At 70.6% G+C, this 13135-nt stretch carries 11 protein-coding genes; 5 read left to right on the top strand and 6 right to left on the bottom strand.

Annotated elements, in window-relative coordinates; genetic code table 11:
- Window positions 1-102: 102 nt before the first annotated feature.
- The 5 genes from ACWCO8_RS05930 to ACWCO8_RS05910 all read right to left on the bottom strand — a co-directional run bounded on the left by ACWCO8_RS05930 (window position 103) and on the right by ACWCO8_RS05910 (window position 3367).
- Complete coding sequence (locus ACWCO8_RS05930) at window positions 103-612, bottom strand: transglycosylase SLT domain-containing protein (protein WP_451031127.1); 510 nt, start codon at window positions 610-612, stop codon at window positions 103-105.
- Window positions 613-950: 338 nt separating this feature from the next.
- Complete coding sequence (locus ACWCO8_RS05925) at window positions 951-1442, bottom strand: SRPBCC family protein (protein WP_451031126.1); 492 nt, start codon at window positions 1440-1442, stop codon at window positions 951-953.
- 34 nt (window positions 1443-1476) lie between these two features.
- Window positions 1477-2238: an anti-sigma factor gene (locus ACWCO8_RS05920; protein WP_451031125.1), complete on the bottom strand. Its 762-nt coding sequence runs from the start codon at window positions 2236-2238 to the stop codon at window positions 1477-1479.
- Entirely contained in the window at window positions 2235-2804 is a 570-nt protein-coding gene (gene sigK, locus ACWCO8_RS05915; RefSeq protein WP_451031124.1) for an ECF RNA polymerase sigma factor SigK, read from the bottom strand. The genes ACWCO8_RS05920 and sigK overlap by 4 nt, the downstream gene beginning before the upstream one ends.
- A 161-nt stretch (window positions 2805-2965) precedes the next feature.
- Entirely contained in the window at window positions 2966-3367 is a 402-nt protein-coding gene (locus ACWCO8_RS05910) for an ATP-binding protein (RefSeq protein WP_451031123.1), read from the bottom strand.
- A 323-nt stretch (window positions 3368-3690) separates the two neighbouring features.
- On the opposite strand from ACWCO8_RS05910, the gene ACWCO8_RS05905 reads away from it, so the two are divergent.
- The gene (locus ACWCO8_RS05905; RefSeq protein WP_451031122.1) at window positions 3691-4074 is read left to right on the top strand and encodes a hypothetical protein; all 384 of its coding nucleotides are present in this window, start codon (window positions 3691-3693) and stop codon (window positions 4072-4074) included.
- Window positions 4075-4151: 77 nt separating this feature from the next.
- Here the strand turns inward: ACWCO8_RS05905 and ACWCO8_RS05900 are convergent, their stop codons facing one another.
- Entirely contained in the window at window positions 4152-5663 is a 1512-nt protein-coding gene (locus ACWCO8_RS05900) for a glutamate synthase subunit beta (protein ID WP_451031121.1), read from the bottom strand.
- 215 nt (window positions 5664-5878) lie between these two features.
- Between ACWCO8_RS05900 and ACWCO8_RS05895 the strand changes: the two genes are divergently transcribed.
- Genes ACWCO8_RS05895 through sbnB form a run of 4 tightly spaced genes read left to right on the top strand, consistent with a single transcriptional unit; the run spans window position 5879 to window position 13126 of the window.
- On the top strand, window positions 5879-8473 hold the full coding sequence (locus tag ACWCO8_RS05895) for a Pls/PosA family non-ribosomal peptide synthetase (protein ID WP_451031120.1): 2595 nt from the start codon (window positions 5879-5881) through the stop codon (window positions 8471-8473).
- A complete protein-coding gene (locus ACWCO8_RS05890; protein WP_451031119.1) occupies window positions 8470-11019 on the top strand; it encodes an amino acid adenylation domain-containing protein in 2550 nt (849 codons plus the stop codon). Before ACWCO8_RS05895 ends, ACWCO8_RS05890 begins: the two co-directional genes overlap by 4 nt.
- The gene (locus tag ACWCO8_RS05885; RefSeq protein WP_451031118.1) at window positions 11016-12017 is read left to right on the top strand and encodes a TauD/TfdA family dioxygenase; all 1002 of its coding nucleotides are present in this window, start codon (window positions 11016-11018) and stop codon (window positions 12015-12017) included. Before ACWCO8_RS05890 ends, ACWCO8_RS05885 begins: the two co-directional genes overlap by 4 nt.
- Complete coding sequence (gene sbnB / locus ACWCO8_RS05880; RefSeq protein WP_451031117.1) at window positions 12014-13126, top strand: 2,3-diaminopropionate biosynthesis protein SbnB; 1113 nt, start codon at window positions 12014-12016, stop codon at window positions 13124-13126. The genes ACWCO8_RS05885 and sbnB overlap by 4 nt, the downstream gene beginning before the upstream one ends.
- The last annotated feature ends 9 nt before the right edge of the window (window positions 13127-13135 follow it).

The following is a 13135-nucleotide window of genomic DNA, read 5'->3' as shown; positions in this document are numbered from 1 at the left end:
CGCCGGCGCCCCGCGGGCCCCTCCGGCGTGACCTTCTGGCTGCCTTGACCTGCGGAGGAGATGGGCGGACATCCGGATGCCACCGCACGGCCCGATGGGCAGTCAGTAGCCGGCCTTGGTGTGGGCGATGGTTTCGAAGGAGCCGTAGCGGGCGTTGGCGTAGCGGACGCCGGAAATGATCGAGTCGACCGGGTTGAGGATGTTGGTGTGGCCCGGCAGCGCGTACGCGGCGAACGTCGGGCGGATGGTCTGCAGCAGCCCGTACGTGCCGCCGTACTGGGCCTGGTTCGCGTCCCAGTGGTTCTCGGCCCGGGGGTTGCCGGAGGACTCGGTGAGCGCGCGGGCCTTGATGGCGGCCGCGGAGGGAACCTTGTCGCCGTGTGCGGTCAGGATGGCGCGAGCCTGGGCGATCCAGCTGTCCAGGCCACCGGAAAGGCCGACCGCGGAGGTCTGGACCTGAGCAGCGGGCCGGACCGGGGCCTGGGCCTCTGCGTGCGCGGTTCCCGGCACCGCGACAGCGGTGACAGCGCCGGCGGCGACCAGGCCCAGCGTGGCGATCTTGCGGGTCAGGCTCTTACGGACAGTGGTGGAACGGGTACTGAGAGGCTTCACGGAGAGGTTCCTTCCGGGACAGCGGGGCAGAGCGGCCGCGCGCGGCGGCGCGACGCCGCTGAAGGGGGCAGGGTGTGCGCACCGTCTGCAGAGCCCGGCGGGCCGCTGAGCGGCCCCGGCCGGGGCTTGGTGCGCCCTTCTCTCTCCAGTGTTCCGGCCCTGGCACCGCGGATTCCGGGACTTGTTTCCAGGGTTCGAGTGGCGAAAGTTGCACCTGCCGCACGGCAGCGAGCCGTGGAAGGTACGCGCGGGTGCGGCCCCGGGCCCCTCCTCCGTGATGGTGACCCCGAGGTTGCGGAGCTAGGGGAGGTAGGCGACGGGGTCGAAGTCGTTCCAGGTCAGCCCGTCGCTTCGCGGACGTCTTTTCCCTGTTCGGCGAACGCCTTGAAGTCCTCCATGTGCTGCAGCGACTGCTTACGGAAGGTGCTGGGCATCAGGAGCCCCACCAGCCGCATCAGCACGCCGCTGAACCGGTACTCGCTCTCGCTCATCCAGAGCGTCTTCTCCGGACCGGCCTCGGTCAGCCGGTCGCGCACGGCGCTCCACATGCCCTTGCCGACGATCTCTCGGTCGAAGTGAACGACGCTCCCCTTCGGGATCCCGTGCAGGTCCGCCGGCTCCCGGCGTGTGATCGTCTCGGTGCCCTCGAACTTCTGCTGCCCCATCTGCATCACGACCCGCGACTTGGTCCCGACCTGCCCGTGCACCCCACTCAGCGGCTCGTGCACCACCAGGCCCCGCAGCCACTTCGGCAGGTGTGCCGGGTCGGCGAGCATCTGGACCACCCTCTCCCGTGGCAGGGCGATCTCGATCGAGACGGTGTACTTCACAGCGGAGCCCTCCAGGTTCCTGAGTGAACGGGCGTCATGAGCTGATGGGGATGATGCCGAGGGGTTCGGTCGTGGGTTGGGTGGAGCCGCCTGCGGGTTCGACCGTGATGCCTACGGCTACCGCGTTGGCCAGGGGGCCGTCGAGGACTCGGGTCGCTCGGTCGCCGGTGTTGTCCAGGAGGCCTGCGGGGCGGAGGTCGCCTGCCTCGGCGGCGTACCAGAGTTCGTAGACCTTGTCGCTCGGCAGTGCCGGGAGGTCGCGGGCGGTGAACGCGGCCTGCGCCTGTTGGCGGGAGACGACGACCGCCGCATCGGCTCCGTCGGCCAGCGTGCCGGTGTGCACGGTGGCGTCCGGGGCGGTGAGGATTTCCGCGAAGGCGGCGCTCGCCGTGCGGGCCTGCTGCTGGGCTCGGTCCGCGCGGGCGCGCGCGTCCTCGGCCTCCGAGTGCTGCCAGACGGCGATCGAGCCGAGCGCGGCCGCCGCCGCGAGGCTCGCGGCGAGTGCGAGGCGCAGTGCGCGTTGGCCGCGGGCCTTGGCATGGGGCCGGGCGATGTGATGCGGGCGGTCCTGGGGGGTGCGGGAGACCAGCTCCATCACGCGTGCGCGCAGCTCCTCGGGGACCGGGGCCGTGTCGGAGGCGACGAGACGGGCGGCGGTCTCCTCGAACTCGGCGACGTCCCGGCGGCAGGCCTCGCAGCCGGCGAGGTGCTTCTCGAAAGCGGCTTCCTCCACGGGCGGGAGAGCGTGCAGAGCGTACGCCGCGGCGTTGAGGTGTGGATCTTCCGGCGTTGTCATGAGCCGGCCTCCAAACAGGCACGCAGCTGCTTGAGGCCGTTGCGCATGCGGGACTTCACCGTTCCCTCGGGGGTGGAGAGGGAGCGGGCGACCTCCAGGTAGGTCATGCCCTGGTAGTAGGCGAGGACCAGCGGCACCCGCTGGAGGCGGGCCAGGGCCGCCACGCAGCGATGGACCCGGCGCCGTTCGTCATGGCCCTCGACGGTCTCGGCGACGTGGTCGAACTCCCTGTCCGCCGACAGCATTCCGGCCAGCTTTTCCCGGTCTGTGCTGGCCCGGACGCTCCGCACCCGGTCCACGGCCCGCCGATGAGCGAGAGTGAGCACCCACGCCTTGGCCGTACCGCGGCCGGGATCGAATCGCCCGGCCGTACGCCACACCTCGATCATGACGTCCTGCGTCACCTCTTCGGCCTGGGCCGCGTCCCGCAGGATCCGGCATGCGAGCCCCATCACCGACTTGGCCAGTGCGTCGTACACGCCCGCGAACGCGTCCCGGTCACCGTCCGCCGCCCGGAGCAGGAGCGTGTCGACGTCGGCGTCCGATTCGGATGCTGCGTGCGGCAATGGTCGCTCCCCATCATGCCTCTGGTGGTCGGTCGCCGGAGTGACGCAGGCCGAGCCGACCTGCCCGGGGCGGCTCGCCCCGACCGACTCTGCCGTCTGCGACGGGGTCGTGTCGCGTGGCCGCGCCGCTCGGGTGAGGTCGGCATGGAGCGGACGAGGCTTCACGGTGGTCCCCGCCGGTCGTGTGCCGACGCATGGACCTGGAGTGCGACATGCACGGTCTTGCCGCCCAGACGGGGGACCACCCTGATGGATCCCCCCAGGCGGCGCACGATCTCCAGGCCGAAACCGCCTCGCCCGTCGCCGCCCGAATACCGGTGGAGATCGGGGATCTCCTCGCTGTGGTCGGTGACCGCGATGTCCAGGGAGCTGTCGTGCGAGGTCAGGGTCAGCTCACAGGGGCCGCGGGTGTGGCGGACCGCGTTGGTGACGAGTTCGGACACGATCAGGACGGCGTCGGCCGTACGGGCGTATTCGGCCGCCTCCAGCCATCGGGCCGCGATGCGACGGGCGACGGCCGGGCTGCGCAGTCCGCAGGGCAGGGCCACGACGTGGCGCGTCATGGTGGGTGCTGAGGGTGTTGAGGGTGCTGGCGGTGGTGCGGTGGTGGTCATGACCGCTCCCTGGAGGCGAATCCTGCTGTGTGAGGGATTCGTAGCCGTACGGAGCCCGGATGAGTGATCGGCGACGACAGCACGCTCACGTCGTGCGGGATTCCCGCCGAATTCTCATCCGGCGGTGGTCCGGTTCCGAATCCCTGGTGACCCCGCACGGCGAGTCGGCCGTCGGATCCGCCCTGCCGACCGGTTTCTCCGGTCGTCCTGGCCGCCGTACGACCCATCTCGACGTGCTCAACGATGTCGATCAAGCGAGGGAGGTGCGTCCGATGACCGCGTCCATACGTGCCCGTCGTCTGGTGGCGAGCGCCGCGGCGGCGGGACTGCTGGCCGGCGGTGCCGCGCTCGGCATGTCCGGGACGGCCACCGCGGCACCCGCGCCCACATCCGTCTCGACCGTCGTGGCCGGTGACCATCACGAACGTCACGACCGGTGCGAGTGGAAGAAGGGGCACTGGGAGAAGAAGTGGGTGAAGGGCCACTGGGAGAAGAAGTGGACCCACCACAACACGTGGCACAAGGGCCATCACGACAAGCACGGCAACTGGCACAAGGGCTACTGGAGCATCGAGCACCAGTACAAGTGGGTCTACATCCCGGCCCACTGGGAGCACCACTGGGTGAAGGGCCACTGGGACTGCCATCACGGCTGACCCGAACTCCTGCCACTGAGGACCAGGCCCCGGGGCCTGGTCCTCACCACCGCCCGGGAGAGGCGTCGGGCGATGGGTCACGCGAGGGGTCGGTCCGTGGCGCGGATGGGGGCCGGCAGCTCGGTGGCGCCACGGAGGTAGCGGTCCGCCGCGGCCGCGGCCGCTCTGCCCTCCGCGATGGCCCAGACGACGAGGGACGGACCGCGCCCGGCGTCGCCGGCGACGAAGACGCCGGCGGTTTCCTCCGCTCCCGGTGTCGTCGCCGATGACGAGAGCGCGGCGAAATCCGGGGTGCGTGCGAAGGTTCCCCCGGGGCTGGGCGCGAGACCCAGGGGGCCGGTCAGGTCCGGATGGTGGCGAGGGCCACGGAAGCCGAGCGCGAGCAGCACCAGTTGGGCCGGCAGGACGCGGGTCGTACCAGGGCGGGGGCGTCTGGTCCTGGGTTCGACCTCGTTCAGCACCACGGCCACGACCTGTCCCGACCCGTCACCGTCGAAGCGAACGGTGACGGAGGAGAAGGACCTGGGGTCGGCGCCGTCGCGGGTGCACGCCTCCTCGTGGGCGTGGGACATCCGGTAGACCTTCGGATGGACGAGCGGCCATGGCTCGTCGGCCGTACGGCCTTTGTCGGGCAGCGGGTTGATGTCCATCTGGACGACGGACGACGCGTCCTGGCGCAGCGCGGTGCCCAGACAGTCGGAGCCCGTGTCGCCGCCACCGACGATCACGACATCCTTGCCTCGCGCGGAGAGCACCGAGGGTACGGGTACGGGGGAGGGCCCGGCGGAGCGGTTGGCGGCCGTGAGGTACTCCATGGCGTGGTGGATGCCTCCCAACTCCCGCCCGGGGCAGTCGATGTCACGCGGTTCCGTCGCTCCGGTGGCGACGATCACAGCGCCGTGGTCAGCCCTCAGGCAGACCGCGTCGACGTCATGGCCGACATCGACACCGGGGCGGAATCGCGTCCCCTCCTCCTCCAACTGGGCGATCCTGGAGTCCAGTCGGTCCTTGGACATCTTGAAGTCGGGGATGCCGTAACGGAGAAGCCCGCCGACACGGTCGGCTCGTTCGTACACCGTCACCGCGTGCCCCGCGCGGGTGAGTTGCTGAGCCGCCGCGAGTCCTGCCGGCCCTGACCCGACGACGGCGACCGAGTGACCGGAGGGCCGGGGCGGCCGCAGGGGACGCACGAAGCCGCGCGCCCACGCCTGATCGGCGATCGCCTGCTCGACGTTCTTGATCGTCACCGGTTCGCCGGTGAGGGCGAGCACACAGGCGTCCTCGCAGGGAGCGGGACAGAGCCGGCCGGTGAACTCGGGGAAGTTGTTGGTGGCGTGCAGCCGTTCGGAGGCGGTGGCCCAGTCGCCGTGGGCGGCGTACACGTTCCACTCCGGTATGAGGTTGCCGAGCGGGCAACCACCGTGGCAGAAGGGCACGCCGCAGTCCATGCACCGCCGCGCCTGGGCGGAGACCACCGGCAGCAGCGGCTGGCCCGTGTACACCTCGTGCCAGTCCCCGACGCGTTCGTCGGGGGGCCTGGAGGGGGCGGGTCGCCGGGGTATGTGGAGGAAGCCGAAGGGGTCGGTCATGGTGCCCTCGACACGGCTGATCGGGAATGCCGGTGTCCGTGGCCTTCATCGTACGTCCGGGGGCCGACCCGGTCCGCGCAGCGGATCGGTCCGCGGAACGGAACGGAACGGACGGACGGATGAACGGACGCCGAGAAGTCTCGGCATCAGCTCATACCTGCCGGCGTCGGCAACGAATCACTTGTACGACACCGGACACCGTCCAGGGAGACCTCATGAGAGGCAAGCAGCTCGACATGACGGCGACAGCCCCCGTCGCCGTGGCCCCGGCGCGCACCGATCAGCTCGACACGGCCGCCGTGGAGGAGCTCCTCACCCGCCTGTTCTCGGAGGTCGCCGGGCTGGAATCCGTACCCCCGGACAGTGACTTCTTCCATGATCTGGGAGCGGACTCGCTGCTCATGGCCCACTTCTGCGCGCGCGTTCGGAAGCAGCCAGGACTGCGGCCGGTGTCCATGAAGGAGGTCTACCAGCATCCGACGATCCGCGGACTCGGCGCCGCCCTGGCGGAATCGGCCGCCGCACGGCCCTCCGCACGTCCGGGGGCGACGAGCGAGGCGCCCTCCGACGTGCTGCCCGAGACACCCGACATGCCCGAGACCCCCGGCATGCCCATCGCGCCCACCAGCCGCCTCGGCCGACCGCGACCTGTCCTCTGCGGACTGCTGCAACTGCTGAGCTACCTCGGCTACGCACTTCTCCTCGCCGTCGTCGTCACGCGCGGATACGAGTGGATATCGGCCGGCAGCGGTCTGCTCGACGACTACCTGAGGTCCGTGGTGTTCGGTGCGGCCGTGCTCCTGATCCTGTGCACCCTGCCCATCGCGGCGAAGTGGCTGCTCATCGGGCGCTGGCAGCCGCGCAGGATCCGTGTCTGGAGCCTCGGCTACCTGCGGTTCTGGCTGGTCAAGACGCTGGTGCGGGCGAATCCGCTGGTGCTTTCGGTGGGGTCGCCGCTGTACTCGCTCTACCTGCGGGCGCTCGGCGCGCACCTGGGCCGGGGCGTCACCGTTCTGTCCCGCAGCGTTCCCGTCTGCACCGACCTGCTGTCCATCGGTGACCACACGATCGTCCGCAAGGACACACTGATCAACTGCTACAGCGCCCGCGACGCCGTGATCGAGACCGGCCCCGTCTCCCTCGGCCGGCGCGTTCTCGTCAGCGAGTCGACGGTTCTGGACATCCGGACGTCGATGGGCGACGGTGCCCAGCTCGGCCACGCGTCGTCGCTCCACGCCGGCCAGACCGTTCCCGACGGCGAGCGCTGGCACGGGTCGCCCGCCCAGCCCGCCGACACCGACTTCCGAGGGGTCGAGGACACGCGCTGCGGCCGCGTACGGCGTGCCTCCCACGCCGTCGGTCAGATCCTGTTCGCCGTGTTGTTCGTCGCGCCGCTGGCCGTCGGCGGGGTGGACGTCCTGCTCTCCAAGGTCCCGCAGCTGGCGGTCGTACTGGAACCCGGGCCCGCGGCCCTCACCGACGGGGCCTTCTACACGGACCTGCTCGCGGTGACAGCCCTCGTGTTCTTCGGCGCGATACCGCTCGCCCTGCTGCTCCTGGCCACCGTGTCCCGCCTGGTCGGCCGCATCGTGGTCCCGGGCCGTGTGTACCCGCTCTTCGGCCTCCACCACACGCTGCACCGCCTGTCGACGGTGCTCACCAACCGGAAGAGCCTGACACGGCTCTTCGGCGACAGCACGGCCATCGTGCACTACCTGCGGTGGGTCGGATACGACCTGTCCCACGTGGAGCAGACAGGGTCGAACTTCGGCACGGTCGTGAAGCACGAGAGCCCGCTGATGAGCCATGTGGGCAGGGGCACGATGGTCGCCGACGGCCTCTCGCTCATGAACGCGGACTACTCCAGCACCTCGTTCCGCCTGTCACCGACCCGGATCGGTGCCCGCAACTTCCTCGGCAACAAGATCGCCTATCCCGCGCGTGGCAGGACCGGTGACAACTGCCTCCTGGCCACCAAGGTCATGGTCCCGGTGGACGGGGAGATCCGGGAGAACGTCGGTCTCCTCGGTTCCCCCAGCTTCGAGATCCCGCGTTCGGTGCTCCGCGACAGTACGTTCGACGACGTCCGCGACGGGGAGGAGCTGCGTCGCCGGCTCGCGGCGAAGAACCGGCACAACGCCATGACCATGGTCTGGTATCTGGCCACCGCCTGGCTCTACCTCTTCTTCGTCACCGTGCTCTTCGCCGGCGCGGCGGACCTGTACGGGTCCATGGGGGTGTGGGCGCTCGCCCTGGCCAATGGCGTTCTGCTCCCGTTCACGATCCTCTACTACGTGCTGGTCGAGCGGATCGTGACCTTCTTCGCCCCGCTCGGGCCGCTGTTCTGCTCGATCTACGACGTTCGGTTCTGGCGGCGCGAACGGTACTGGAAGGTCCCGTCGGAGGCGTATCTGCAGGTGCTGAACGGCACGCCGTTCAAGAGCGCCGTCTGGCGGATGCTGCGGGTCCGGATCGGCAGGAACGTCTTCGACGACGGCTGCGGCCTGCCCGAGCGGTCCATGGTGACGATCGGCGACGGCTGCACGCTCAACGCGGGGAGCGTCGTCCAGTGCCACTCGCAGGAGGACGGCGCCTTCAAGTCCGAACCGAGCACGCTCGGCCCGGGCAGCACGCTGGGCGTCGGTGCCTTCGTCCACTACGGAGTCGAGGTCGGCGCGCGTGCCGTGCTGGAGGCCGACTGCTTCCTGATGAAGGGCGAGACGGTGCCCGACGACAGCCGGTGGACGGGGAACCCCGCCCGACCCGTGGAACTCCATGACGACGGCGCCGACGGAGGCGGATTCCGATGACGGTCACACGCGACGCGCTGCCCGACGGCACGCAGTCCACGACGGGATGGACCGAGGTCCCCCGGTGGACCACGGCTCCGATGCCGGGCTCGGCCGAGCACGCGATCGCCCTCCCGGACGCCATGGCGACCGGCTTGCGGACGCGTGCCCAGGAGCTGGGCGTGCGGGTCTCGGCGCTCCACCTGGCGGCGCACGCCAAGGTCCTCGCCGCCCTCTCCGGGGATCCGGTGGTGACGACTGCCCGTCTGGTGGAGCCGGGACGGTACGTGCCCTGCCGGATGACTGTCGCTCCGAGCACGTGGCGCGACCTTGTCGGGGACGCCGTACGTGCGGAGGAGCTGCTCGGCGGCGAGGAAGGGGCTTGCGACGGGGAAGGGGCTTGGCGCCCCCGCCCCGAAGCGTCCGACACCGGCCGCGCGGTCCGCCCCGAGGCCGTGTTCGACCCGGACGGGTACGGGCCCGTCCTGCCCGACGGCGCGGTCCTCTGCGCCACGGTGCGCGAGGACGCCGACGGACAGGCGCTGAGCCTGCGCTTCCGTACGGACGCGCTCGACGGCGACGCCGCGGCGCGCATCGCGGGCTACCACCTCACGGCACTCCGAGGCCTCCTCGCCGACCCGGACTCGCGCCACGACCGCCACTGCCTGCTGTCCTCCGAGGAGATCCGGTTCCAGGTCGACGGTCTCGCCGGACCCTCAAGGCCCCTGCCGGACAAGAGGTTCCACGAGTTGTTCGAGGAACGGGCACGCCGGCACCCGGACGTCGTCGTCGCGGTGCATCGCGGACGCCGGTGGACGTACCGGGACCTGAACCTCCGTGCCAATCGCCTCGCACGGGCCCTGCTGGCCCAGGGGCTGCGGCCCGAGGACCCGGTGGGAGTGGTGCTCCCGCGGGACCTGTACTGGATGGCCTGCGTCCTCGCGACCTTCAAGGCGGGCGGCGCCTATCTGCCCGTCGACCCGGACTACCCGTCCGAACGCATCGGCACGATGCTGGGACGCGCCGAGTGCCGCTTCGTCCTCACCGAGCCCGGCAGTTCCGGCCACCTCGCGGCGGCACTCGCGTCGTCGACCGCCCCGCGCGTCGTCGACGCGCCCTCCGTCGCCGAGCGCGAGAGCGAAGGCCGTGACCTCGGCATCCCCGTACCGGCCGACGCCCTCGCGTACATCTACTTCACGTCGGGATCGACCGGCGAGCCCAAGGGAGCGATGGTCGAGCACGCGGGCCTCCTCAACCACCTTCTGGCGAAGGTCGAAGACCTTCGCGTCGGACCGGGATCCGCCGTGGCGCAGACGGCGTCGCAGTGCTTCGACATCTCGCTGTGGCAGCTGTTCGCCGGCCCCCTGGTGGGCGGACGGACGCTGCTGGTGGAGCAGGAGGCGGTCCTGGACGTCCACCGATTCCTCGACCTGATCGCGCGGGAGCGGGTGAACGTGCTCCAGGTAGTCCCCTCCTACCTCGATGTACTGGTCTCGGCACTGGAACGCACGCCACGAGGGCTGCCGGACCTGGAAAGCGTCTCGGTGACCGGCGAGGCCCTCCGCGCGGAGCTGGTGCGGCGGTGGTTCCGCGTCAGGCCCGGGAGCCGCCTGGTCAACGCGTACGGGCTGACCGAGACGTCCGACGACACCCATCACGAGGTGATGGAAGCCGCGCCACCGGGGGAACGGATCTCCCTGGGGCGGCCGATCCCCAACGTGCGCGCCTATGTGACGGACGCCCATCTGATGCCCGTCCCACTCGGCGCCCCTGGGGCGATCGCCTTCTCCGGGGTCTGCGTGGGCCGGGGTTACGTCAACGACGCCGACCGCACCGCCGAGTGCTACCGGGCCGATCCGCTGCGCCCCGGCGAGCGGCTCTACCGGGGAGGGGACTTCGGGCGCTTGCTGCCCGACGGGAAGCTCGAGTTCCTGGGCCGACGCGACGCGCAGGTCAAGATCCGAGGCTTCCGGGTCGAGATCGGCGATGTCGAGAGCGCTCTGTTGCGCGTGCCGGAGGTACGCGACGGCGCCGTCGTGGTCACCGGGGCGGAGGGACACGGGCGCCAACTGGTCGCCTTCCACACCGGCGACCCGGCGCTCGACTCCGATCACCTGCGCCACCTGCTGGGGGAGTTGCTGCCCGCCTACATGGTGCCGGCCTCGTGCCACTGGCTGGACGCGCTCCCGCTGACACCCAACGGGAAGGTCGACCGCAAGGCGCTCGGCTCGCTCGCCGAGGCGTCCGGCCGCGGTGACGGCCGTGGGGAGGGCCGTGAGAAGGGCTCCGGGGACGGCTCCGGCGACGCTCCCTTCACCGCGACCGAGGAGCGACTCGCCGACGCGTGGGCCGCGGTGCTCGACGTACCGGCCTCCGGGATCGGGCGGAGGGACGGCTTCTTCGACCTCGGTGGAACATCCCTGACCGCCGTGCGCCTCGCCGTCGTGCTTGACCGAGTGGTGTCGCTCCGCGACCTGACGGCATGTCCGGTACTGGAGGAACTGGCCGCGCTCATCGACGCACGCACCGGGGCGAACGCCCCTACAGGAGAGAGGAATTCGTCATGAGGTCCGCACTCTTCCACCGACAGCACGTATCGGCACCGACGATCCTGCCCGAGATCGAGAGCGCGACCGGTGGCGCGGGAGCGGCGGCCTGGGTGGCCGAGCACCGTGGAGAGGTGCTCGCCGTCGTCGCCGAGCACGGCGCCGCCGTCGTGACAGGCCTCGGTCTGCACAGCGTCTCCGACGTCGAGGCGGTGCTCGGGCAACTGGGTGTGCGTCCGGTCCGGGAGGCCGAGGGCTTCGCCGCCCGCACGGAGCACGCGTACGGCGTCTACTCCTCGGCGGCCTGGCCGCCCCGGCAGCCGATGTGCATGCACCACGAGCTGAGCTATGCGGGACAGTTCCCCGGTCTCCTGCTCTTCGCATGCCTGCGGGCTCCCTCCACGGGCGGAACGACCGCCCTCGCCGATGCCACCGCGGTACTGGACGCTCTGCCCTCGGAACTCGTGGAACGTTTCGAGCGGGAGGGCTGGCTGCTCACCCGTGCGTACCACGAGGAGATCGGAACCAGCCTCACCCAGGCCTTCGGCACCACCGACACCCACGCCATCGACCGCCACTGCCGGGACAGGGACATCGTGGCCGATTGGCAGCCGGACGGGTCACTGCGCACCCGGCAGCACCGCAGTGCCGTCGTGCGGCATCCGGGCACCGGAAGGCGCTGCTGGTTCAACCAGATCGCGTTTCTGAACCAGTGGACGATGGACCGGGAGGTACGTGACTTCCTGGTCGAGGAGTACGGCCCGGACGGGCTGCCGTTCAACACGTCCTACGGCAACGGCGACAGCGTCGCCGCCGAGACGGTGGAACAGATCAACAAGGTCTACGAGGCCCATACCGTCCGCAGGCCGTGGCAGGCCGGCGACCTGATGCTCGTCGACAACATCCGCACCGCCCACAGCAGGGAGCCCTACGAGGGGCCCCGGCAGGTGGTGGTGGCGATGGCCGACCCCAAGCGGCAGGCATCGCCCGCCGCGCAGCTGAGGAGTGCAGCGACATGACCGTCACCCAGCCCCTGTCCGACCCCGCCCAGCCTCTGTCCGACGCCGTCCGGTCCACGGAGGACACCGCCCGGTCCACCGAGGACCCCGCGGTTCCCCCCTTCGCGGTCGTCCCGGGGCGCCAGGTCAAACAGGTCCTCGACGGCAGGGAGGCGACGGTGAAGGACGTGGTGGAGTCGGCCTATCACCTGCACGCCGCAGGCCGGACGGTCAACCCCGCCTCGACCTTCCTGCGCTTCCCCGACCGCCCCGCCTCGCGCATCATCGCCCTCCCCGCCTCCTTGTCCGGCGACGCGCAGGTCGACGGGCTCAAGTGGATCTCCAGCTTCCCGGCGAACGTCAGGTCCGGTATTCCACGGGCATCGGCGGTCCTCATCCTCAACGATCCCGTGACCGGCTACCCCTTCGCCTGCATGGAGAGCTCGGTCATCAGCGCCGCGAGGACGGCGGCGTCCGCCGCCTCCGCCGCCAACTGGCTCAGCCTGGGCCGCCCCCGGGCCTCCCGCGTCGGATTCATCGGGGCGGGCCTGATCGCCCGCTACATCCACACCTACCTGCGAAGGACCGGCTGGTCCTTCGACGACATCGGGGTCCACGACCGCTCCGCGGACAGCGCCGCGGGCTTCCGGCTCTACCTGGAGCAGTCCGCCATGGAGGGCCGGGTCACCGTGCACCGAGACCCCGAACAACTCGTCCGCAACAGCGATCTGGTGGTCATCGCCACCGTCGCGAGCACGCCCCACATCACCGAGCCCGCATGGTTCGACCACCACCCGGTGGTCCTCGACGTCTCCCTGCGCGACCTCGATCCGCAGATCCTGTTGTCCGCCACGAACATCGTCGACGACACGGACCACTGCCTGCGCGCCCAGACGTCACCCCACCTCACCGAACAGCTCACGGGGAACAGGGACTTCGTGCACGGCACGCTCGCCGACGTCATGTCCGGCCGCGTGTCCGTGCCGGCGGACCGTACCGCGATCTTCTCGCCGTTCGGACTCGGCGTCCTCGACCTGATGGTCGGCAAGTACGTCTACGACCAGTTGGCGCGCTCCGGCGAACTGACCATAGTCGAGGACTTCTTCGACGAGCTGAGCCGGTACGGATGAGACGGGCCC

This window comes from Streptomyces sp. NPDC001927, from assembly GCF_053594455.1.
This window is presented reverse-complemented; position numbering and strand designations above follow the sequence as displayed.

Coding starts and splice junctions, on each gene's coding strand:
- ACWCO8_RS05920 (WP_451031125.1), bottom strand. CDS start 2,238: ATGACAACGCCGGAAGATCCACACCTCAACGCCGCGGCGTACGCTCTG.
- ACWCO8_RS05910 (WP_451031123.1), bottom strand. CDS start 3,367: ATGACGCGCCACGTCGTGGCCCTGCCCTGCGGACTGCGCAGCCCGGCC.
- ACWCO8_RS05905 (WP_451031122.1), top strand. CDS start 3,691: ATGACCGCGTCCATACGTGCCCGTCGTCTGGTGGCGAGCGCCGCGGCG.
- ACWCO8_RS05900 (WP_451031121.1), bottom strand. CDS start 5,663: ATGACCGACCCCTTCGGCTTCCTCCACATACCCCGGCGACCCGCCCCC.
- ACWCO8_RS05895 (WP_451031120.1), top strand. CDS start 5,879: ATGAGAGGCAAGCAGCTCGACATGACGGCGACAGCCCCCGTCGCCGTG.
- ACWCO8_RS05890 (WP_451031119.1), top strand. CDS start 8,470: ATGACGGTCACACGCGACGCGCTGCCCGACGGCACGCAGTCCACGACG.
- ACWCO8_RS05885 (WP_451031118.1), top strand. CDS start 11,016: ATGAGGTCCGCACTCTTCCACCGACAGCACGTATCGGCACCGACGATC.
- sbnB (WP_451031117.1), top strand. CDS start 12,014: ATGACCGTCACCCAGCCCCTGTCCGACCCCGCCCAGCCTCTGTCCGAC.